This window comes from Rhizorhabdus sp. P4_G5 (genome assembly GCF_056401065.1).
The window spans coordinates 25,741-44,649 of the sequence record NZ_JBFUKB010000004.1; the positions used below are offsets into that span (position 1 = coordinate 25,741).

Annotated in this window: 16 protein-coding genes; 6 read left to right on the forward strand and 10 right to left on the reverse strand. The window is 62.5% G+C overall.

Going from position 1 to position 18,909, the window contains the following annotated elements:
* The first annotated feature begins 22 nt into the window (after positions 1 to 22).
* On the forward strand, positions 23 to 1,000 hold the full coding sequence (locus tag AC1DQK_RS08315) for a LysR substrate-binding domain-containing protein (RefSeq protein ID WP_477869330.1): 978 nt from the start codon (positions 23 to 25) through the stop codon (positions 998 to 1,000).
* Here the strand turns inward: AC1DQK_RS08315 and AC1DQK_RS08320 are convergent.
* Together AC1DQK_RS08320 and AC1DQK_RS08325 are read right to left on the reverse strand one after the other, a co-directional pair.
* The gene (locus AC1DQK_RS08320; RefSeq protein ID WP_477869332.1) at positions 987 to 1,826 is read right to left on the reverse strand and encodes an enoyl-CoA hydratase/isomerase family protein; all 840 of its coding nucleotides are present in this window, start codon (positions 1,824 to 1,826) and stop codon (positions 987 to 989) included. The genes AC1DQK_RS08315 and AC1DQK_RS08320 overlap by 14 nt on opposite strands.
* A gap of 50 nt (positions 1,827 to 1,876) precedes the next feature.
* A complete protein-coding gene (locus AC1DQK_RS08325) occupies positions 1,877 to 3,511 on the reverse strand; it encodes a class I adenylate-forming enzyme family protein (protein ID WP_477869334.1) in 1,635 nt (544 codons plus the stop codon).
* 432 nt (positions 3,512 to 3,943) lie between these two features.
* Between AC1DQK_RS08325 and AC1DQK_RS08330 the strand changes: the two genes are divergently transcribed.
* Together AC1DQK_RS08330 and AC1DQK_RS08335 are read left to right on the forward strand one after the other, a co-directional pair.
* Complete coding sequence (locus AC1DQK_RS08330; protein WP_477869336.1) at positions 3,944 to 4,759, forward strand: enoyl-CoA hydratase/isomerase family protein; 816 nt, start codon at positions 3,944 to 3,946, stop codon at positions 4,757 to 4,759.
* 45 nt (positions 4,760 to 4,804) lie between these two features.
* Positions 4,805 to 5,623 carry a sugar phosphate isomerase/epimerase family protein gene (locus AC1DQK_RS08335; RefSeq protein WP_477869338.1) on the forward strand — a complete coding sequence of 273 codons (819 nt, stop codon included), beginning with the start codon at positions 4,805 to 4,807 and terminating at the stop codon, positions 5,621 to 5,623.
* Between the two features lie 33 nt (positions 5,624 to 5,656).
* Here AC1DQK_RS08335 and AC1DQK_RS08340 read toward each other — a convergent pair whose 3' ends face one another.
* Complete coding sequence (locus AC1DQK_RS08340) at positions 5,657 to 7,708, reverse strand: oxidoreductase (protein WP_477869340.1); 2,052 nt, start codon at positions 7,706 to 7,708, stop codon at positions 5,657 to 5,659.
* A gap of 189 nt (positions 7,709 to 7,897) precedes the next feature.
* On the opposite strand from AC1DQK_RS08340, the gene AC1DQK_RS08345 reads away from it, so the two are divergent.
* Positions 7,898 to 9,031: an acyl-CoA dehydrogenase family protein gene (locus AC1DQK_RS08345; protein ID WP_477869342.1), complete on the forward strand. Its 1,134-nt coding sequence runs from the start codon at positions 7,898 to 7,900 to the stop codon at positions 9,029 to 9,031.
* A gap of 50 nt (positions 9,032 to 9,081) precedes the next feature.
* Here the strand turns inward: AC1DQK_RS08345 and AC1DQK_RS08350 are convergent, their stop codons facing one another.
* Entirely contained in the window at positions 9,082 to 10,116 is a 1,035-nt protein-coding gene (locus tag AC1DQK_RS08350; RefSeq protein ID WP_477869344.1) for a zinc-dependent alcohol dehydrogenase, read from the reverse strand.
* 235 nt (positions 10,117 to 10,351) lie between these two features.
* Between AC1DQK_RS08350 and AC1DQK_RS08355 the strand changes: the two genes are divergently transcribed.
* The gene (locus AC1DQK_RS08355; RefSeq protein WP_477869346.1) at positions 10,352 to 11,479 is read left to right on the forward strand and encodes an acyl-CoA dehydrogenase family protein; all 1,128 of its coding nucleotides are present in this window, start codon (positions 10,352 to 10,354) and stop codon (positions 11,477 to 11,479) included.
* 86 nt (positions 11,480 to 11,565) lie between these two features.
* On the forward strand, positions 11,566 to 12,675 hold the full coding sequence (locus AC1DQK_RS08360) for an NADH:flavin oxidoreductase (RefSeq protein ID WP_477869884.1): 1,110 nt from the start codon (positions 11,566 to 11,568) through the stop codon (positions 12,673 to 12,675).
* A 200-nt stretch (positions 12,676 to 12,875) separates the two neighbouring features.
* On the opposite strand, the gene AC1DQK_RS08365 is transcribed toward AC1DQK_RS08360, so the two are convergent.
* From AC1DQK_RS08365 to AC1DQK_RS08390, 6 genes are all read right to left on the reverse strand, one after another.
* Positions 12,876 to 13,637, reverse strand: a complete 762-nt coding sequence (locus AC1DQK_RS08365) for an SDR family NAD(P)-dependent oxidoreductase (RefSeq protein ID WP_477869348.1) — start codon at positions 13,635 to 13,637, stop codon at positions 12,876 to 12,878.
* Positions 13,638 to 13,798: 161 nt separating this feature from the next.
* Positions 13,799 to 14,605, reverse strand: coding sequence for an alpha/beta fold hydrolase (locus tag AC1DQK_RS08370; RefSeq protein ID WP_477869350.1), 807 nt, complete (start codon positions 14,603 to 14,605; stop codon positions 13,799 to 13,801).
* 96 nt (positions 14,606 to 14,701) lie between these two features.
* Positions 14,702 to 15,451, reverse strand: a complete 750-nt coding sequence (locus AC1DQK_RS08375) for an enoyl-CoA hydratase-related protein (protein ID WP_477869352.1) — start codon at positions 15,449 to 15,451, stop codon at positions 14,702 to 14,704.
* 54 nt (positions 15,452 to 15,505) lie between these two features.
* On the reverse strand, positions 15,506 to 16,312 hold the full coding sequence (locus AC1DQK_RS08380; protein ID WP_477869354.1) for an SDR family NAD(P)-dependent oxidoreductase: 807 nt from the start codon (positions 16,310 to 16,312) through the stop codon (positions 15,506 to 15,508).
* 486 nt (positions 16,313 to 16,798) lie between these two features.
* Positions 16,799 to 17,665 carry an SDR family oxidoreductase gene (locus AC1DQK_RS08385; protein ID WP_477869356.1) on the reverse strand — a complete coding sequence of 289 codons (867 nt, stop codon included), beginning with the start codon at positions 17,663 to 17,665 and terminating at the stop codon, positions 16,799 to 16,801.
* 74 nt (positions 17,666 to 17,739) lie between these two features.
* On the reverse strand, positions 17,740 to 18,717 hold the full coding sequence (locus AC1DQK_RS08390) for an enoyl-CoA hydratase/isomerase family protein (RefSeq protein WP_477869358.1): 978 nt from the start codon (positions 18,715 to 18,717) through the stop codon (positions 17,740 to 17,742).
* Positions 18,718 to 18,909: the final 192 nt, after the last annotated feature.

The following is an 18,909-nucleotide window of genomic DNA, read 5'->3' on the forward strand; positions in this document are numbered from 1 at the left end:
TATCTCAGGATCGAAAAGCCCGATGCGCTATCGCCTTCCTTCGCTCAATGCTCTGCGCGCACTGGAGGCGGCGGGGCGGCGTGGCAGCCTTTCGGCAGCGGCGAAGGAATTGGGTGTCTCGGTGGGAGCGATCAGCCGGCACGTGACGCTGCTGGAAGAGCATTTTGGCCGCACCATGCTGCGGCGGGGGCCTGCAGGCGTGGAACCGACGCCTGGTTGCGCCGCATTCCTGGACTCAATAGGGCGCGCGTTCGACGAGATCGACATGGCCAGTCATGCGCTCGCGAGCGACCGGCAGCGCGACAATACGCTGCGATTGCGGTTCTATTCGACCTTCACCACGGAGTGGTTGTCGGCAAGGCTGGCGAATTTCCAAGAGTTGTATCCTGAAATCCATCTTGAATTCAGCCTGTCAATCAAGGATGCAGAATGGCGCAACGATGATTTCGACATGGCGCTGACCGGCATGCCGCCGCTCGGGGAAGCGTTCCGTTGCGATCGTTTATTCGAAACCTACTTTGCGCTGGTCTGTGCGCCCAAGCTTGCGGAACAAGGCCGCATGGCAGGGCAGCCATGGTTGGCTGAGCAGACTTTCCTGATGGCTGCGCGAGAGGGCGATTTGTGGACCGGGTTACTTCAGGCGCTGGATGTTCCGGAGGCTGGCGCGCTTCGTAACATCCGCTTCGATTCGCTGAGCATGACCTACCAAGCTGCACGGCAAGGGGCCGGAATTGCACTGGGCAACCTGTTCTTCGTCGCTGGAGACTTGCAGAACGGGCGATTGGCCCTGCCGGTTGACCGGCTATTCTCGGTGTCGCTGCCGCATTATATCGTGACCCGCAGAGGTCGTCCGGACGGACCTGCGCTGAGGGCGTTCCGCACTTGGCTGTTGCATGAAACCGCCAAGGCCGCGACGGAGCTGGAAGCGTTCCTGGGCGAGCGTGGTCTGGCGCCCGAAACGCTGTCGGTACTTCCGGAGGTGCTAGCTACCGCCCAGTGAAGTGCGGCTGGCGCTTTTCTCCAAATGCCGCGATGGCTTCGGCAAAGTCCTCGGTCCCGGCGCAGCGGGATGCGAACATTCGTTCAGCGCTTAGCTGGATTTCCATGTCTGCCGTTTCGCTGGAGCGCATCAGTGCCTTGCTGCTGAGCAGGGCAAGCGGGGCCATCGCCAGCAATTTGGCGGCGATGTCGTCGGTCCGCGTTTCGAGCTCCGCATCGGGAACGAGGAAGTTGACCAGTCCGAACCGTTCGGCATCGAAGGCGGTCATGCGATCACCCAGCAGGGCGAGCTCCATCGCCTTGCGCTGTCCGATCAGGCGGGGGAGCAGGTAGGATTCGCCGTGATCGAAGACGTGGCCGAGCTTAACCTGGGGAAGTGAGATTTTCAGCGTTTCCGAAGCAACGACAAGGTCCGCGGTCAGGAGGAATTGCACGCCCAACCCGATCGCGTGACCGCGGGCACCGATGACTACCGGCTGGGGCAAGGCGAGGAAGGCCCGCAGCAGCGGTTGAATGCGGGTGGCAAGGCCATGGTAAAAGGCCCGCTCGCGTTCGGCTGGGCTCTGTCTGGCCGCATCGGCAATATCGCCGGTGTCCGCCCCGGTACACAGGTCCTTGCCGGTATGGCGAATGGCGACCACGCGGCATTCCGGGTCTCCGGCAAGATCACGGGCAATGTCAGTCAGGTCCATTATCATGTCCGGCGTCAGCGCGTTCATGCGCTCCGGCCGGTTGATGATGATCGTGGCCAGGCCCTGATCGACCTGAAGTTCAACAAATTCGCTCATTCCGTCACCAGCCGTTACCGGACAGGCCTGCGCCGTCAAATGAATGTATGAGGACGAGGTCGTTGGATCCCCGACGCACTGCCAGCCTCTCAGCGGACCGACACGGGCTTCAGCTTGCCCTCGCGGACCCTTTTGGCAAGCTCGAACTTCTGGATCTTCCCGCTTGGATTGAGGGGGAAGTCTTCGATCTGGCACCAGAGCACGGGCACCTTTGCAGGAGCCATTCTTTCGCGGCAATGCTGGTCGAGTTCGGCGAATTGCAGGGAGTATCCTTCGGCGGCCTGCACCACTGCAAGAACGATCTCGCCCCATTTGTCATCGGGAAGGCCGATCACCGCCGCCTGGGCGACCGCCGGCAGCTCGAACAGGACATCCTCGATTTCCCGGGGGTAGATGTTGGAGCCGCCGCGGATGATCATATCCTTGAGGCGACCGTTGATCCTGACGTACCCGTGTTCATCCAGCGTCCCGAGGTCGCCTGATCGCAGCCATCCGTCCGGGGTTATCGTCTCGCGCGTTGCATCTTCGCGGCCGTAATAGCCGAGCATGATCTGAGGGCCTCTGAAGCAGAGCTCGCCCACTTCGCCCGGAGCCAGGTTGGCTCCGGTTGCCGGATCGTGGATCTCCACCTCGACGCCGGGCAGGACCCGGCCAAGGGTGTGGGCAATTTCTTCGGGGCCGTCGGACAATGTGGTGTTGGTTACGGGCCCGCCCGACTCGGTCTGCCCAAAGCAGATCAGCACCGGGCAGCCGATGCGTTCGCGCACGCGTTCGAGCAGCGCGGGCGGCACGGGAGCGGCGCCGGTCACAATGAAGTCCAGGCTCGACAAGTCGCGCGTGTCGCAGTCCGGATGATCGAGTAGCGCCACTATCATGGTAGGAACGAGCAGCGTGCCGTTGACGCGTTCCGATTCGATCAGTTCCAGCGCAAATGCCGGATCCCAATGGGACATTAGCACGAAGGTGCCGTGCCGGGAGAGCGCCGCAAACAGAGTTACCGCACTCCCGCTGATATGATGCATCGGCGTCGGATTCATGTAGACGCCGTGCTGGCGAAAATCGCAGCAGTCGGCAACGCTGCGCGGCGGATTGGCAAATCCGTGGTGCAGTATGGCGCCCTTTGGCCTGCCGGTCGTCCCCGATGTGAACAGGATCGCCACCGGATCGCGGTGATGGACCTGCGGCAAGGCTGTTTCAGGAGAGCCCGAGGCGAGGAACTCGTCCCAGTCGGAAAGCGGTACGAGCACAAGCTCGGGCATGACGGACTCGCGGACAGCCGCCGCATTGGCCGCGATGTCGTTCTTGCGCCATCTGTCGGCGTGGAACAGCGCCGCTGCTTCGCAGTCCTGAAGAGTAGTGGCAAGTTCGGCCTGGCGCAGGTCAGCATTGACCGGCACTAGCACCATGCCCGCCAGCGCGACGCCATACTCGAAAATGACCCACTCGGCCGAGTTTGGCGAACAGATCGCGATGCGGTCACCCTGCTTGAAACGGGCCAACAGGGCGCGGGCCACTTGTTCCGCCTCTGCCAGCAATTCGTTGTAAGTCCAGCGCCTGCGGAGAGCTGGGTCCTCCACGCCATCGACCAGCGCCACGCGATCACCCGCCTCGCGCGCGGCTTCGCGCAGCAGGTCACCCAGCGCAATGTCGCGCAAGCTGCTGGCTGAGCCAGACTCACTGCTCGCGGCTTGCTCCACCGAATTATTGGCAACGCCCTTACCCACGATCCGCCTCCAGGTCAGCGGACACTGCACCTATGGTCAGCCTCCGCCCGATGTCAGACATTTTCTCGGTCAGTTCCGCGCCGTGTCAGGTGAACCACGGCGTGGCACCTGGTTGTGGGCGGGGGCCGAAATTTGGCCCGGACGGCATTTTTCCGGCAGCGCAGGGCTGTCTGTCAATTGCGGTGTCGAACTACCGCATATCTGGCACTTCAGCGGCCAACTCGCTCATCTCGGGCAAATGCTGATAATCATCCGGTCAAACGAGGAGAGGACAATCGCCGCTCAAGCCGGTCCGCGAACTTCGCCGGTACATCCTGCGACGCGCGGCTCGATGATCGGCGCGGCCATTGGCCTCGGTCCGTTGATCGACGGCACTATGTGCCAGTGCCAATAGACTATCTGTTCGAACCCCAATTTGCTTCCGGAGGATCCATGACCGCCACTGCCGCAGCCAAGCCGCTTACCCTTGTCGAGAACCGCGGACCGATCGAGATTCTCACGCTGAATCGGCCGGAGGCGCTCAATGCGATGAGCCCCGAACTGGCGGACGAACTTGCCGACTATTTTCAGGGGCTGCAGAAGCGGCGCGACGTCCGGGTCGTGTTGGTCCGTGCCGAGGGCAGGGCTTTCTGCGCTGGCGGCGACCTCGATTCGCAGGCCTTTGCATCCCCAGGGCCGGGTCGCGCACAGCGTCAGTATGATATCCAGGTTCGCTACGCCGCAGTGACGCGTTCGATGCGGTCCTGTCCGCAGCCGATCATCGCGCTGGTCCAGGGGCCGGCCTGCGGCGCGGGCTTCTCTCTCACTCTTGCCGCGGACATTCGCTACTGCACGCCCGAAGCCAAGTTCAATGCTGCCTATATCAGGATCGGCGTGAGCGGCACCGACATGGGGTCCGGATATTTTCTGCCAAAGCTGGTGGGTCTGTCGGTTGCCTCGGAGTTCCTCATGACCGGCCGCTTCATTTCGCCGCAGCGCGCGCTTGCGACCGGGCTGGTGAGCGATGTCGTTCCCGCGGACAAGCTGCTTGAAACCGGTCTGGAGCTGGCCAACGACATGCTGAAGACGGCACCGATGGGGCTGCGGATGACTAAGGAATCGCTCAATGCCCTGTCCCAGATCGGCAGCATCGAGGCTGCACTCGCTTTCGAGGATCGTCAGCAAATCCTGTTGATGGAAACCGCCGACCACCGCGAGGCCATCGCAGCATTCAAGGAAAAGCGCGCGCCCAATTACACCGACAGCTGAGCGGATGCGGGCTGACATGCGTTTGGCGGATGAAAGGCCGGAGCGATGACAGGTTCCGTCGGGCGGGATTTCGTCCTGTGCTATTTGACACTGCCGCACCTGCTGCCTCCCGCATTCATCTCGGTGGCTGCCGACGCGGGTTACCAGGGGGTCTCGCTCAGGCTGATCCCCATCCGCGACCAGCCAGAATTACCCATGTTCGGTAATTCCCCGCTGCTGACTGAAGCGATCGAGCGACTGGATGCGACCGGGATCTATGTGAACGACATAGAAGTGCTCCAACTGACGGCGAGCGTGGATATGTCAGCTCTGGAGCGCGTGCTCGAGACGAGCGCTCGCTTGCAGGCGCGGAACCTCATTGTAATCGTAAACGATGCGGACGAGAGCCGGGTGGCTGACAACCTTGCACGGGTGGCGAAGCTTTCCGCGGCATATGGGCTGCGCACCTGCCTCGAATGCATCGTCTACATGGGCGTCAAGACACTTGCACAGGGAATGCGGATTATCGAACGCACAGGCGATGACAGCATCGGCCTCGTCATCGACCCTCTGCACATTGATCGTGCCGGAGACGGGATCGCCGATGTCCAGCGGCTACCCGCCGGACGGATCGCCTGCGTCCAGCTGTGCGACGCCGGACCACGGCCCGACCCGCAGGATATGAACGCGATTATCCGCGAGTCGGTGGTGGACAGGCGGGTCCCTGGCACCGGAACGCTGCCGCTGCGCGCACTCATGGCGGAGCTGCCGGGGGATATTCCCGTGGCGCTGGAAGTGCCCGCGAAGGGATTTGCGAGGGCGATGCCGGACTTGGAAGTCGCTTCCATCATGCGCAAAGCCGCCCTGGACATCCTGTCAGGGTAACCGCGAAAGATCGGCCCCGCGGACGGGCTGCTCTTAGAGTGTCAGAGCCAGCCTCGTGGCCTGGTCAATTGCCCGCACCGCGTCCAGTTCTCCTGCCCGGTCGGCACCGCCAACGATATGTATTCGCGCGGCCGGCTGCATACGGATCAACGCATCGTAAAGCGATCGCTCGGCTTCCTGCCCGGCGCAGACGATGATCGTATCGGCCGGAATCACCTGCTCCTGCCCGTCCACTTCGATGACCAGACCCTCCGATGCGATCCGGCGATAAGTTACCCCACCCAGGAATTTGACGCCTGCGCGTTGCAGGGCGGCGCGGTGAATCCAGCTTGTCGAAACGGCACCCGGAATTCCCGAAGGCCGGCTGTGCTTGCGGTGCATCAGCGTTATCTGGCGCAGGGGAGGCGGCGGGGCGCTTGCCGCCCCGAGCCCGCCGGGCGCCTGGAGACTGAGGTCCAGCCCGTACTCCCGGGCGAAGTCATCGATTCCGTGGGGCTCGTTCGATTGGCCCAGCAGGAATGTCGCAACGTCGAAGCCAATGCCGCCCGCCCCGATGATCGCCACCCGGCGCCCGACCACCTTGCGATCGCGCAGCACTTCAACATAGCTGAGGACGCGCGGATCATCGCCACCCGGAATGTTGAGCACGCGCGGGAAGACGCCGGTCGCGACGACGATGTCGTCATACCCGGCAACGGTGAGTTCGTCAGGCGAGCACGGATGATTGAGGTGAACCGTTACACCCTCGTCCACCAGCCGCTGTTCGAAATAGCATAGCGCAGCGTTGAACTCGGACTTGCCGGGCACGACACGGGCCATCAGCAGCTGCCCGCCGAGGCGCGGGCCCGCTTCGAACAGGGTGACCGCGTGACCGCGCGCCGCGGCCGTAAACGAGAGGCTCATGCCTGCCGCGCCTCCGCCGATGACGGCGATCCGCCTGCTGGTCGCGGCCGGGGCGGCAATGAGGTCGAGTTCGTGTCCGGCCGCCGGATTGACCATGCACGAGACGCGCAGGTCGCGCAGCGCCCGGTCCAGACACGCCTGGTTGCAGGCAATGCAAGGGGCGATGCGATTGGGTTGGCCAGCTTCGGCCTTAATGGCGAAATCCGGATCCGCAAGCATTGGACGTGCGAGCGAGACGAAGTCCGCAACGCCTGCGGACAGGAGACTGTCCGCGTCGGCGGGGTTGTTGATGCGGTTCGAAGCGATGACAGGGATGGTCGCCGCCTCCTTGACCTGCCGGACTGCATAGGCCCAGGCGGCGCGGGGGACGACGGCGGCAATGGTTGGCACTGTTGATTCATGCCAGCCGATCCCGGTGTTCAGCATCGTCGCGCCGGCCTGCTCGATCATCGCTGCCAGTTGCCGGGTCTCGTCTCCGGTCATGCCTCCGGGCACCAGGTCAAGCGCCGAGATCCGGTAGATGACGAGGAAATCCTCAGGCAGGCGAAGTCGGATGGCTTTGACGATTTCGCATGCCAACCGAGCCCGATTCTCCAGCGATCCTCCAAACTCGTCGCGCCGATCGTTGGTTGCCAGAGCCGTGAATTGGTTGATCAGGTAGCCCTCGGAACCCATGATCTCAACGCCGTGGTAGCCGAAGCCATGGGCGAATTCGGCCGCGCGGGTGAAATCCTCGATCGTGCGCCATACCGCATCGGTGGAAAGAGCCGTCGGCGCGTACCGGTTGATCCGCGCCTGGCGAGCGGAGGCGCCGACGCACTCCTCATGGCGGGCATAGCGCCCCGCGTGCAACAATTGCATGCAGATACGGGCATCGGTTCCGCGCACCGATTCGACGATCGCACGGTGCCACTCGGTGTCCCTCCCGTGGGCCAGCCACGGAGCCTCGGGATCCATTCGTCCCTCGGCATTGGGTGAAACACCGCCTGTTATGATCAGACCGACGCCACCTTTGGCACGCGCGCGGTAGAACGCGGCGATACGTTCCTCGGGGCGGTCGAGGCGTTCAATACCGGTATGCATCGCCCCCATGACGATGCGATTGCGAATTGCAACCGGCCCCGATCGCCACGGCGCGAACAGATGCGGATAGGCGTGACTCAGCGCGCTGCGTTCGACCATCGAAAGCTCCCCGGTGTGGCGACGACCGCTAGATTGACGAGGCTCGCTTGGCCAGCCGCCCACCCGAATTAACAAGCATGCACGAACTGGGTGCCGCAGGTTCGCTTTAGGTATGTCTTGCTGGCAGCGAGATCGCCACATCGTGCAAAAGAGGATTGAATTCGATCGCTGATCTCAGGGAGTGGCACGATGGAGCCAGATGACAACTACGAGGCGCATCGGGACAACCTGCGGCGCTTTGCCGAGACGGAAATCAAGCCATTTGCGGCGGTCGTCGATCTTGAAGAGCGATTCCCGTCTGAGTCGATACAGGCGCTGCGCAAGCTGGACCTGCCGGGGTTGCCCTTCCCGGCGGCGCTGGGCGGGTCCGATGGCGATCTCATGGCCCAGGTCCTGGCCGTCGAAGAGATCGCACGGGTATGCGCCTGCACGGCGCACCTGATGCTCACCAGCTGGGTTGCGATAATGCCGCTGGTGCTGGCGGGCGATCCGGAGTTGCAGCGCAGGATCGTGCCCGACGTTGCGGCAGGCCACGACCAGGCGAGCTTCTGCCTGACCGAGCCAGGCGGGGGATCTGACGTCGCGGGAATGAAAACGACCGCCGAGCAGGTGGCCGCTGGCTGGCGCATCCGCGGCGGAAAGCGCTTCATCTCCAATGCCGGCAAATCAGACTGGTATTCCGTCCTTGCCCGCAATGCGGCGGGCGGGTTCGGTATCTTCATGGTGCATCGTGACGACCCGGGACTGGAGTTCGGCCGCAACGAACGCAAGATGGGAACCCGCGGATCGCCGCTGGCCGACGTTATTTTCAACGACTGCCTGATCCCCCTTGACCGTATCGTCGGGGACCCGTCCGGCGGCTACGGTATCATGATGGAGATCCTGACTTACAGCCGGCCGCTGATCGCGGCTCACGCGCTCGGGATTGCTCAGGGCGCGCTGGACGAGGCAATTTCCTATACCAGCCAGCGCACGCAGTTCGGCCAGACGATATCGCGATTCCAGATGACCCGCGGCATGATAGCGGACATGACCGCGCAGGTGGAAGCGGCGCGCAGCATGCTGTACCGCTGCGTTGCCATCGCGGGCAAGAACGACGACCGTGCCCGCGCATTTGCGAGCATTGCCAAGCTGGTCTGCACCAATGCAGCCATGTCGGTGACCACGGACGCCGTCCAGCTCCATGGCGGCTATGGCTACACGGCCGACTATCCAGTCGAACGCATGATGCGCGATGCGAAGGTGACTCAGATCTGGGAGGGCACCAACCAGATCCAGAAGCTGCTGATCGCCAAGCATGCCTATGCGGCGTACGAGAGGTAGCGGCGTTCTGGAACCGTCATCGACCGTACCTTCGCAGGATGAATCTCGCGTCAGGCGGTAATGACGACGCGAACCATCCCGGGCGGGCGCTTTTCCAGCACGTCGAACGCCTTTGCGATGTCCTCCAGGGGGAAGCTATGGCTGATCAGCCCATCCAGGGACAACTTGCCGCTGCGCACTAATTCGGTCACGGCCTGCAGGTCGCTGAGGCTGTTCGAATAGCTTCCGACGATCTCGATCTCTCGGGTCATCAGACCGGTGTATGTGGTCCCGATGGAGACCTTTTCGTCGAGGACCGAACCCAGGACGAGACGCCCCTGCTTCTTCAGCATACGAACGCCTTCGGTGGCGGCAGCCAGGGCGCCGCTGAAATCGATCACCGCGTCGATCTCGCCGAATTCCTTCCGAACCGCGCGCCCAGCGCCATCAAGACCCTGAACCACGGGAAATCCAAGCCCCCTGATCCGCTGGGCGGTTCCTTCGCTGTGTACGACGGCGATTGCCTTCAGATCAGGATCTATGGCGCGGCTGATTTGCAGGACGTTGGTGCCGACGCCGCCTGACCCGATCACAACCAATTTGCCGCCGCGCGGAAGCTGGGCGCGCTGCACGGCATGGTAGGCGGTGGCGACGGCATCGGGCAGCAGTGCGGCCAGATTGGGATCGAGATCGTCGACGGGCACCAGTCGGTTCGAAGGCCAGACCATTTCCTGGGCGAGGCCGCCTGGGCGGTGAACGCCGAGCATCTCGCCAAACGCGCAATAGTGCTCCCGCCCGGACATGCAGTCTTCGCATTTGCCACAGGGAAGCAGCGGGTGAACCACCACGCGCGTGCCGGGCTGCGGGCCGACGCCGGGGTCGGCCTCGATCACCTCGGCCGCGACCTCATGGCCCGGATAGACCGGGTATTCCGCGCCGACTGGCAATTTCATGCCGTGATGGAGGTGGAGATCGGTTCCACAAATGCCGCAAGCCAGCACTCTTAGTCGCGCCCAGCCGGGCTCACGGGTTTCGCGCGGGGTTGCTGCCAAGGCAATGTGGCCGGGCGAGATGACCACACGCAGATTGCTCGGTTCGGTTTTCATGCGGGGAACTCTAGCAGAATATCAGCTCAGGACGACCGCTCGGTAGGACCCGATGGAATTAACGCGTTTACGGTATCCGGCAGGGTGAGCCGGCGCGTGCCCCCGCAATGTTGACTTGGCCTAGAATTCAAAACTAGCGTTTTGCATCTGGCCTTGCGAACCCTGTCGGGATCGCGGGCAGGGTTCAGCTGCGCCGCTAAGAAGCGAGAGCGCATCGCAAATGGAGATTACCCGGATGAGCCAAGCTATTCCACTCGACAAATTTCGCGAGTTCTTCCTGACCGAGGTAGAAGAAATCTATCCGGAAGTCGCGGAGACGGAGACCGTTCCGGATCGCCTTAACCGCCGCGCGGCCGAAATGGGCTGCTACAAGCTGAGCCTGCCGGTGGAATACGGCGGCTACGGGATGAGCGTGACCGAATATATGCCGTATCTCGAAGCGGCTGCTGAAGGTCCCGGCATCGGGCGCATGCTGGTCCACACCACGAATGGCATCTGGCGTCCGATCCACCACTACGGCAATGCCGAGCAGAAGGCGATCCTGCCGCGGATGGCCGAAGGGGACTCGGTCGTGGCGTTCGCGCTTACTGAGATGACCGGCGGCACGGGGCGCGATCTCAAGTCGAGGGCGCGTTTGGAAGGCGACACCTGGTACCTGAGTGGTGAAAAGCACCTCATCACTTGGGCCGACCGCGCAGACTGGTTCCTCATCGTTGCAGCCAGCGATGACCGCGGCGGGCAGGACTCGCTGACCGCTTTCCTGATCCCGCGTGACACGCCTGGATTCGGCATCGACGCGACTCAGCATACGATGGGCTTGCACGGCACCGGCCATGCGTTCCTGACCTATGACAATATGGCGGTGCCGGACAAATACCGCTTGGGCGAGGTCGGGCACGGCCTCGAGGTCGCTCTGTTCTTCCTCGACTACAGCCGTGTTTCGCTGTCCAACTCGATGGTCGGCCTGGCGCAGCGCGCTCTTGACGAGGCGGTGCGCTTCTCTAAGCGCCGCACCACGTTCGGCAAGGCGATCGCCTCCCGCCCGCAGATTCAGACGCACATCGCGATGATGCAGGCCGATATAGAGGCCGCCCGACATCTGGTGGCGCATGCCGCGCTGCTGTGCGAGCAGGGCAAGGATTTCACTGCCCAGGCGGCCACTGCCAAGCTGTTCAATCTGAACATGATCGGCCGCGTCACCGACCTGTCGCTGCGGGTTCATGGCGGCTGGGGTTATACGCGTGAAGCCGTGATCGAGCGCATCTATCGCGATGCGCGTGGCTTCTGGTTCGAGGAAGGCACCGCCGAAATCCAGCAGTTGGTAATCGCGCGGTATGTTCTGGACAAGACTCAGGAGGCCTAGCTCCTTGCCAGGGTTGTAAGGCCGTCGAGTTGAAGCGTGAGAGATTCGGGTCGTCGGCCTTATATGTTGAGATTTGGAGAAGTTTGGTGACAGACGTTCAAGTCCTGTTCCGACCGTTCGAACACGGGTCGCTGAAGCTGCGCAACCGTGTCGTCATGCCGGCGATGACGCGTCACCGTTCCCCCAATAATGTCCCCGGCGATGATGTGCGCGATTACTACGCTCGCCGCGCCGCGTCGGTCGGCATGATCATAACCGAGGGTACTTGCATCAATCATCCCGCGGCCAATGCCTACGAGCGGGTGCCGTTCTTCCACGGGCACGAGTCGCTGGCCGGATGGAAAAGGGTCATCGACGCGGTCCACGCCAAAGGTGCGGCCATCATTCCGCAACTCTGGCATACCGGATCGGCCCGGCATCCCGGTGCTTCGCCTGACCCGTCGGTCCCCGCCTATACGCCTTCGGGGCTTACGCAGCAGTTGGAACCGCTGTGCCACGAAATGACCGAGCAGGATATTGCCGATGTCGTCCAGGCGTTTGCAGCAGCGGCCGCCGATGCCCAGCGCCTGGGCTGCGACGGCGTGCAGATCCATGGGGCTCATGGATATCTGATTGACGAGTTTTTCTGGGAGAAGAGCAACCGCCGAACAGATCGTTATGGTGGCAGCGTCGCCAATCGCGCGCGTTTTGCGGCCGACATAGTTGCCGCAACTCGTGACCGGGTAGGCCCTGACTTTCCGATCGTCCTGCGCTGGTCGCAATGGAAGCAACAGGATTACAAGGCGCGGCTGGTTACGGATCCGCATTCGCTTGAAGCATTTCTAGAGCCGCTGGTCGAAGCCGGTGTCGACATCTTCGATTGCAGTACGCGGCGCTATTACCAGCCAGAATTCGAAGGGTCGGACCTCAATCTTGCGGGCTGGGTGAAGAAGATTTCCGGCAGGCCGACCATAACGGTGGGCAATGTGGGCCTGGATAGCGACTTCATGGCCGATGATAACAGCCGGGTCAGCATTCAAGTGGCGGAGACACGGTCGCTCGATGATCTGATGGCCCGGCTGGAGGCGGAGGAATTCGACCTCGTCGCCATCGGCCGCGCACTCCTTGCCAATCCGAACTGGGCGGAGATAGTCCAGGCCGGCGAATTCGGGGCGTTGAAGCCGTTCACCAAGGACGCGCTGCGGCAACTTACCTAGAGTGCGCTCCCCGGTTCTGCCTCGATCTCACAGCCATGGGCTCTTTGACCGCTTCGGGGCTCGCTCTTCGCCGCGCTCGACGGGCCGGACCGGGGAAAGTCATCGCACCCAGATGATCGGGGCCCGCGAGAGTATTGTTGGTTCCAATGGGAGGCTGGTCTGGACGTTGATGCCTGGACGATAGCGAATTAGGCTTCTCGTCAAAGGCCCCGCCAGATGCCGCCAGAAACCGATAGGATTTCGCCGGTTATGTAGCTTGCGTCGTCGCTGCCGAGAAATATAGCCGCCGCAGCAACCTCTCGCGGCTCGCCGAGGCGCTTCATCAAATTCTGCTGGCGGGTTTTCTCGACTATGTCGGCCGGAATCCTCGCAGTCGCAGACGTTTTGATGACTCCAGGGGTGATGCAGTTTACGGTCACCGACGGGGCCAATTCGATCGCCAGCGTCCTGGACAGGGCGACGACGGCCGCTTTCGAAGCGGCATAGTCCGATTGCCCCCAGTCTCCGGCATAACTTATCGAGGCAATATTCACGATGCGCCCATATTCCCGGGAAAGCATGCCGGGGGCGAGCTCTCGGATCAGGAAGCGCGTGCCATCCAGATTGAACGAAAACGTCGCTTGCCATTGCTCTTCATCCATTTCGAGGAATCGGCAAAATGGATGCTTGCCAGCTATACCCCCCACGACGTTGACTAGAACGTCGACGCGGCCGAACTTCTCGACGGCGTCGCGGGCGAGCGCGACAGCCTCCTGTTCAAGCAAGACATTCGCCCGGACGGCAAGAATATCGCCCGCCCGGCCGGGAATCGCCTCAAGCTCGCCGACACACTCGTCGAGCCGTCTCTGTGAGATGTCGGTGACGACAACTGTGGCCCCCTCGGACGCGAAACGAACCGCGATGGCGCGCCCCATCGGGCCGCCGGCACCGGTTATGAGCGCCACTTTGTCCTGAACCCGCATCCCGACGCTCCCCTAGATGTAGCCTCGGCGCGACTGAGTGAGTTTCAACCAAGGCTGAAGCCTTGCCATGCGGGCCTTGCGCTAGCTTGATGTACTGAAAAGGCTACGGTCTGCGGCCGAGGGGTGTTCCCCGGGGCCGCAGACCGCCCTTTGGAGTGTGATTAGCGGTCGAAGAACCACGCCACCAAATGGTTGAAATCTTCGGACTTTTCCCACTGCACCCAGTGACCGCAGTTGGGCAGGAGGTGGAGCGACGCGTTCGGGAAGGCCTTGATGATACCCGGCGCCATGTCGACCGGGCAGACCCGGTCCTCAAGGCCCCACATCACCAGGATGTCATTCTTGATGCTGCCCAGGTCCTCGCGCCACATTTCCCCGAACGGGCGGGCAAAGGGCTTGAACCGCTTCGGGTCCGACGCGGCCTTCACGCGTTCGTCGAGCAGCGCGTCAGTGATGAACGAGCTGTCGTTCACGAGCAGTTCGATCACACCGCGCATCTGCTCGCGGGTGGGATTGTCGCTGGCATTGACGGCGCCCATGCGGCGCATGCCTTCGGTCGGCATCGGCGTGAAGACCGGCTGGAAGCCACCCGGCCCCATGAGGACCGCCCTGTTGATGCGATGGGAGGAATGCAGCAAGGCGCCCACGGTCGTCATGCCGCCCAGCGAATTGCCGACGCAATCGACCTTGTCGAGGCCCAGCGCATCGAGGAAATGGATCAGGAATTCCCCCATGGACTTGTAGATTTCCTGGAAGCCGAGCTTGTCCTCGCTGTCGCCGTAACCCGGCAAGTCGGGGATGATCAACCTGCGGGTCCTCGAAAGCTCGTCGACATTGCGGCGATAGTTGCTGATGCCGCTCGCGCCCGGGCCGCCGCCCTGAAGCAGGACCGTCGGCTTGCCTTCGCCTACATCCACATAGGCGATACGGGCGCCGTCCACTTGCACGAATTTCTTTTCCAGATCCATTTTCACTCTCCAATTACGCGGTTGGACTAAAAGGTTTGGCAATTTCGGCTGGTTGGACTTCCCGTGGCATGCCCGCCGAGCGACAGTTTGCGGCGATCATTTGGATTTCCCCATGTGGGCAAATGATAGATCGCGCCCGCTTCTGGCCTGTCTCTCGAAACCGATCTGCTGTTCAAGGACAAGACCCTCCGCCAAGGTCAGCCGGCTGACGCCGTCGATCAGCGCCTTTGTCTCGCCCGGCAAGCCGGGTGCGCCCGCGACAATGGCGCGGGCCATTTCACAAGCGGCATCGAGCAGTTCGGCCCGCGGCACGACGCGGTTGACCAGGCCCCATTCGGCCGCTTCGGATGCGGGCAGGCGCCGGCCGGTCAATTCCAGCTCCTTGGCGCGATAGAGACCGATGGCCCGATGCAGCCGGACCGATAGGCCCCAGCCGGGGAGCAGGCCGACGCGGGAATGGGTGTCGATGAAGGCGGCTTCCTCGCAAGCAAGGATGATATCGCAAGCAACCGTGATCTCGAACCCGCCGGTAACCGCGAGGCCGTTGATTGCAGCGATGACCGGGCCATTCCAGTCGGTGATCGTCTTTGCCGGGTTGAAGGGTAGGAAGGTTTCCGGCCCAACTTCCTGAAGTGTCGCGACGTCGAGTCCAACGCAGAATGTTTCGCCCTTGCCGGTGAGGATGACCGCCATGATGTCCGGATCGTCATCCAGTTGCTTCATCACCGCGTCGAACGAAGCCAGCAGTTCGGGGACCAATGCATTCTTCCGCTCCGGCCGATTGAAGCTGACGATCGCGAAGCCTTCGCGCCGTTCGACCTCGATAAAGACATGTTCTGCAGTCATTGTTCGCCCTAATCTCTTGTCCTAGTGCTGGAACGCACCCCCGCATCGCTCAAGTCAGATTGCGGCGAGCCCCAGTCCCCCGGTCACGCAGATGCATTCACCGGTGATGTATTTCGACATGTCGCTTGCCAGGAACTCGACCGTGCCAACCATGTCGTCGACCCTGCCGAGGCGGCGCAACGGCACCGACTTCGCCTGATCATCCGTGCCGAGATTGCGTGCCTTGGCGGCGGCGGCGATGCGCGGAGTGAGAATGAGGCCGGGGGCGATGCAGTTCGCGCGAACGCCCGCAGGACCAACTTCGACTGCTAGGTGGCGGGTGTAGGTATGCAGCGCCGCCTTTGCAGCGCCGTAGGCGGCGCCCTGGCCCGTGATATCGCTGCCGAAGACGCCGAAAGTGACAACATTGATGACACTGCCACCCGGTTTGGTCATCAGGGGGAAAGCCGCCTGGCACATGTAGACTGCGCTCAGGAAATTGGCCTTGATCAGCAGGTCGATATCTTCGTCGGGAACAATCGTGGCAAAGCTGCGTGCCGCCGGCGTGATCGAGCCGCCGGCATTGTTGACGAGAATGTCGATCGGGCCCAGTTCGCGGGCGGCCTGCTCGACCGCCGCGGTCGCCTCGGCCCGATTGGAGAGATCGGCCTGTACGGCGATAGCGCGTTGACCAAGACTGCGGACTTCATCTGCCACGCTGCCTTCGGCATACTCGCCGTTGCGCCTGCCGACCTCGAGGTCCTTGTCAAGAATGGCAATATCGGCACCGAGACGAGCCAGGTGCAGCGCATAGCCGCGGCCCATGCCGCCGCCCGCGCCGGTGACGATCGCGACTTTGCCTTCCAACCGACGGCCCGTCATACCTCTCTCCCTTGTACTCGCCTGACGGCTGCGGAGGGTTGAACACACTCTTGCCATCCTTGCAAGAACGCGTCGCTTAGAATTTGTATTAGCGTTTTAAGTGCGCCGCGCGCAAGTGTGGGTTTTGAACGCCGGCAATCCAGAAATCAGGATTGACTGTCGATCAACGCGCCGCCGCCTGCAACCCGATACATCCAGGGAGCAACGCAGGTTGGCAGGACGTACGCAAGTCAGGCGCGCACGCAAGACTGAGGTGAATCGCAGATCAATCGATCGAACGGGCGCAACTGCCGCATATGTGTTGATTGCGATGGGGCGAGTCTACGAGATCGGCAACAGCGCGCCCGGCACTTGCTTGAAAAATACGATTCCGCACCGCGCATGGTAAAACATATGCACTAACATATCGGGAATCGACACCATATGCGGTGAGCAATGCTTTCGCCGAGACCATGCCGGTGGCCGCCGGTACGGCTGGACGGACACCTATTCGCGAAAATAGTCGGGCTTGCCCTGCGTCCACTGTTCGCCCCAGAGTTGGCCTCCACCATCGACGCGGAGGATTTCCCCGGTGGTGAAACTGCTGGCATCCGATCCGATGAACAGGCAGGATTCGGCAATTTCCCAAGGATCCCCCAGCCGCAGCATGGGGTTGCTGCGAGTGTAGGTTTTCTTCACCTCCTCGGGATATCCGGCCATGCCTTCAGTGAAGATTGTCCCGGGTGCGACGCAATTCACCCGAATTCTCAGCGGTATCCATTCGACCGCGACCGTCTTCGAAAGATAGATCACCCCGGCACGTGCCGCTGTGGTATGCGCGGCACCGAGAACGCCACGATCAACGACCACCACGACGTTGACGATCGAGCCGGGGGCCCCGGTGTCGCGCCAGAAGCGGGCTGCTGTCTGCATCATCGACCACGTGCCGAACAGGTTGTTTTCCACGACGGCGCGGAAGCCATTGGCGCTCATGTCGATAGCGGGCTGGGGGAACTGGCCACCGGCATTGTTGATCAGGAGGTCCAGCCTGCCGTATCGGGTTTCCACATGCTGGAACAGCGCGGCCACCTCGTCCGCTTTACGGATGTCGGTCTGAATTGCGTCCACGGACAGGCCATATTCGGCAAGCTCGGCAACGAGGACGTCGAGCTTTTCTTGCGAGCGGCCGCAAGTGACCGCCTTCGCCCCCAGCCGGGCCAGTATCCACACGGTCGCCCGACCGATCCCGGTAGCGCCTCCTGAAACCAGCACGACCTTGTCGCGGAACAGGCCTTCCGCCAGCGAAATGGGACGCGAAGCCATCTTGGCAGCGGGGGGTCTTGCGGCGGCGGCGCTGAGGTCCTGTTGCGTCATTTCTGTTCTCGATTCTGATTTAATCGTCTGGCACTTCTATCATCGGTGTCGAACCTGGTCGTTACAGCCGCCGGTCAATGTCCGATCAGCTTTGCAATCGCCCCGCGCGCGCCATCGGTTCGGATCAACCGGGCCGCGCTCGCCAATTCTCCGGCGAGCGAAACGGCGATCGGATGCGTGCTCTTTTCGACCACTTCGGGATATCCGGTCAGGACGCCGATGATTTCGCGCATGACGACGGCGCTGTCTTCGCCCAGCGATCGGCTGGCGACATTAGCTTCAAGCCGTTCGAGGTGCAGCGAATAGGCTTTCTGGCCGCAATAGGTCAGTTGCGGGCGAGGAGGGGGTGTGAAGCCTTCGGTCATCATCGCCCGCGCTTTTTCAAGGGCCGCCGGCAGGAGGGCGGCGCGATTCTCGACGACCTGGGTGCCGGGGCGGAGCAATCCCATCGTCTCGACCTCTGCAGCCGACGAGGCGATTGCGCCGGCCTGAAGCGCGGCCAGCGCCTGCGCGAGGCCTTCTTCCGGTCCATGCCGTTCGACCAGTCGCAGCAGCAGTTGGGTGCAGCCGCCCCAGGCCGGGATAAGGCCGACCTTGATTTCGGGTAAGCCCGCTCTCAGCCCGGCATGGGCGACGACGGCGTGCGAATGGAGCATCATTTCGCAGCCGCCGCCAAGTGCGAAGCCGTGTGCCGCGGCCACCACGGGGACGGGCACGGAGGCGAGCTTCTGGTAAAGGTCCTGGCCGTTCTTGAAGTAGGTCGCCAGCGCGGCCCAATCTTCACGCGCAACCATGGCATGGTTGTAGGCGAGGTCTGCACCCGCCGAAAACGCCTTGGGATCGTCATTGCCAATGACGAGGGCGCCGAATGTCTTTTCAGCGTTCTCGATCGTGCCCGCGAGAAGATCGAGCGCGCCCACGTCGAGGGCGTTCATCTTGGTGTGAACCTCGAAGCAAGCCACCCCCGACCCGAAATCCCAGAGCGAGGCGCTTCCGTTGCTGGCTATCGGCGCGGAACTGACCCGCATGCTTTGCACAGTGCCGTCCGGCATGACCATTGATCCTTCAATCTGAATGGTCCGTCCAGCGCTGGACGGACCCCGAACCGGTTGGGACTTCGCCTGGCAGACACTTAGGCGGGCTGCGCCCTCTGCGCTCGCCAGTAATGAAGTTCCGAGTAGCCTGCACCTCTGCGAAGATCGGCTTCCAGTTTCAATGTCTCGCCGGATCGGCAGCCTATGTGC

Excerpts from the sequence above, each read along its gene's own strand:
- AC1DQK_RS08365 (WP_477869348.1), bottom strand. The coding sequence starts at position 13,637 with ATGCGGGTTCAGGACAAAGTGGCGCTCATAACCGGTGCCGGCGGCCCG.
- AC1DQK_RS08330 (WP_477869336.1), top strand. The coding sequence starts at position 3,944 with ATGACCGCCACTGCCGCAGCCAAGCCGCTTACCCTTGTCGAGAACCGC.
- AC1DQK_RS08375 (WP_477869352.1), bottom strand. The coding sequence starts at position 15,451 with ATGACTGCAGAACATGTCTTTATCGAGGTCGAACGGCGCGAAGGCTTC.
- AC1DQK_RS08335 (WP_477869338.1), top strand. The coding sequence starts at position 4,805 with ATGACAGGTTCCGTCGGGCGGGATTTCGTCCTGTGCTATTTGACACTG.
- AC1DQK_RS08350 (WP_477869344.1), bottom strand. The coding sequence starts at position 10,116 with ATGAAAACCGAACCGAGCAATCTGCGTGTGGTCATCTCGCCCGGCCAC.
- AC1DQK_RS08370 (WP_477869350.1), bottom strand. The coding sequence starts at position 14,605 with ATGGATCTGGAAAAGAAATTCGTGCAAGTGGACGGCGCCCGTATCGCC.
- AC1DQK_RS08355 (WP_477869346.1), top strand. The coding sequence starts at position 10,352 with ATGAGCCAAGCTATTCCACTCGACAAATTTCGCGAGTTCTTCCTGACC.
- AC1DQK_RS08380 (WP_477869354.1), bottom strand. The coding sequence starts at position 16,312 with ATGACGGGCCGTCGGTTGGAAGGCAAAGTCGCGATCGTCACCGGCGCG.
- AC1DQK_RS08345 (WP_477869342.1), top strand. The coding sequence starts at position 7,898 with ATGGAGCCAGATGACAACTACGAGGCGCATCGGGACAACCTGCGGCGC.
- AC1DQK_RS08340 (WP_477869340.1), bottom strand. The coding sequence starts at position 7,708 with ATGGTCGAACGCAGCGCGCTGAGTCACGCCTATCCGCATCTGTTCGCG.
- AC1DQK_RS08390 (WP_477869358.1), bottom strand. The coding sequence starts at position 18,717 with ATGCCGGACGGCACTGTGCAAAGCATGCGGGTCAGTTCCGCGCCGATA.
- AC1DQK_RS08315 (WP_477869330.1), top strand. The coding sequence starts at position 23 with ATGCGCTATCGCCTTCCTTCGCTCAATGCTCTGCGCGCACTGGAGGCG.
- AC1DQK_RS08385 (WP_477869356.1), bottom strand. The coding sequence starts at position 17,665 with ATGACGCAACAGGACCTCAGCGCCGCCGCCGCAAGACCCCCCGCTGCC.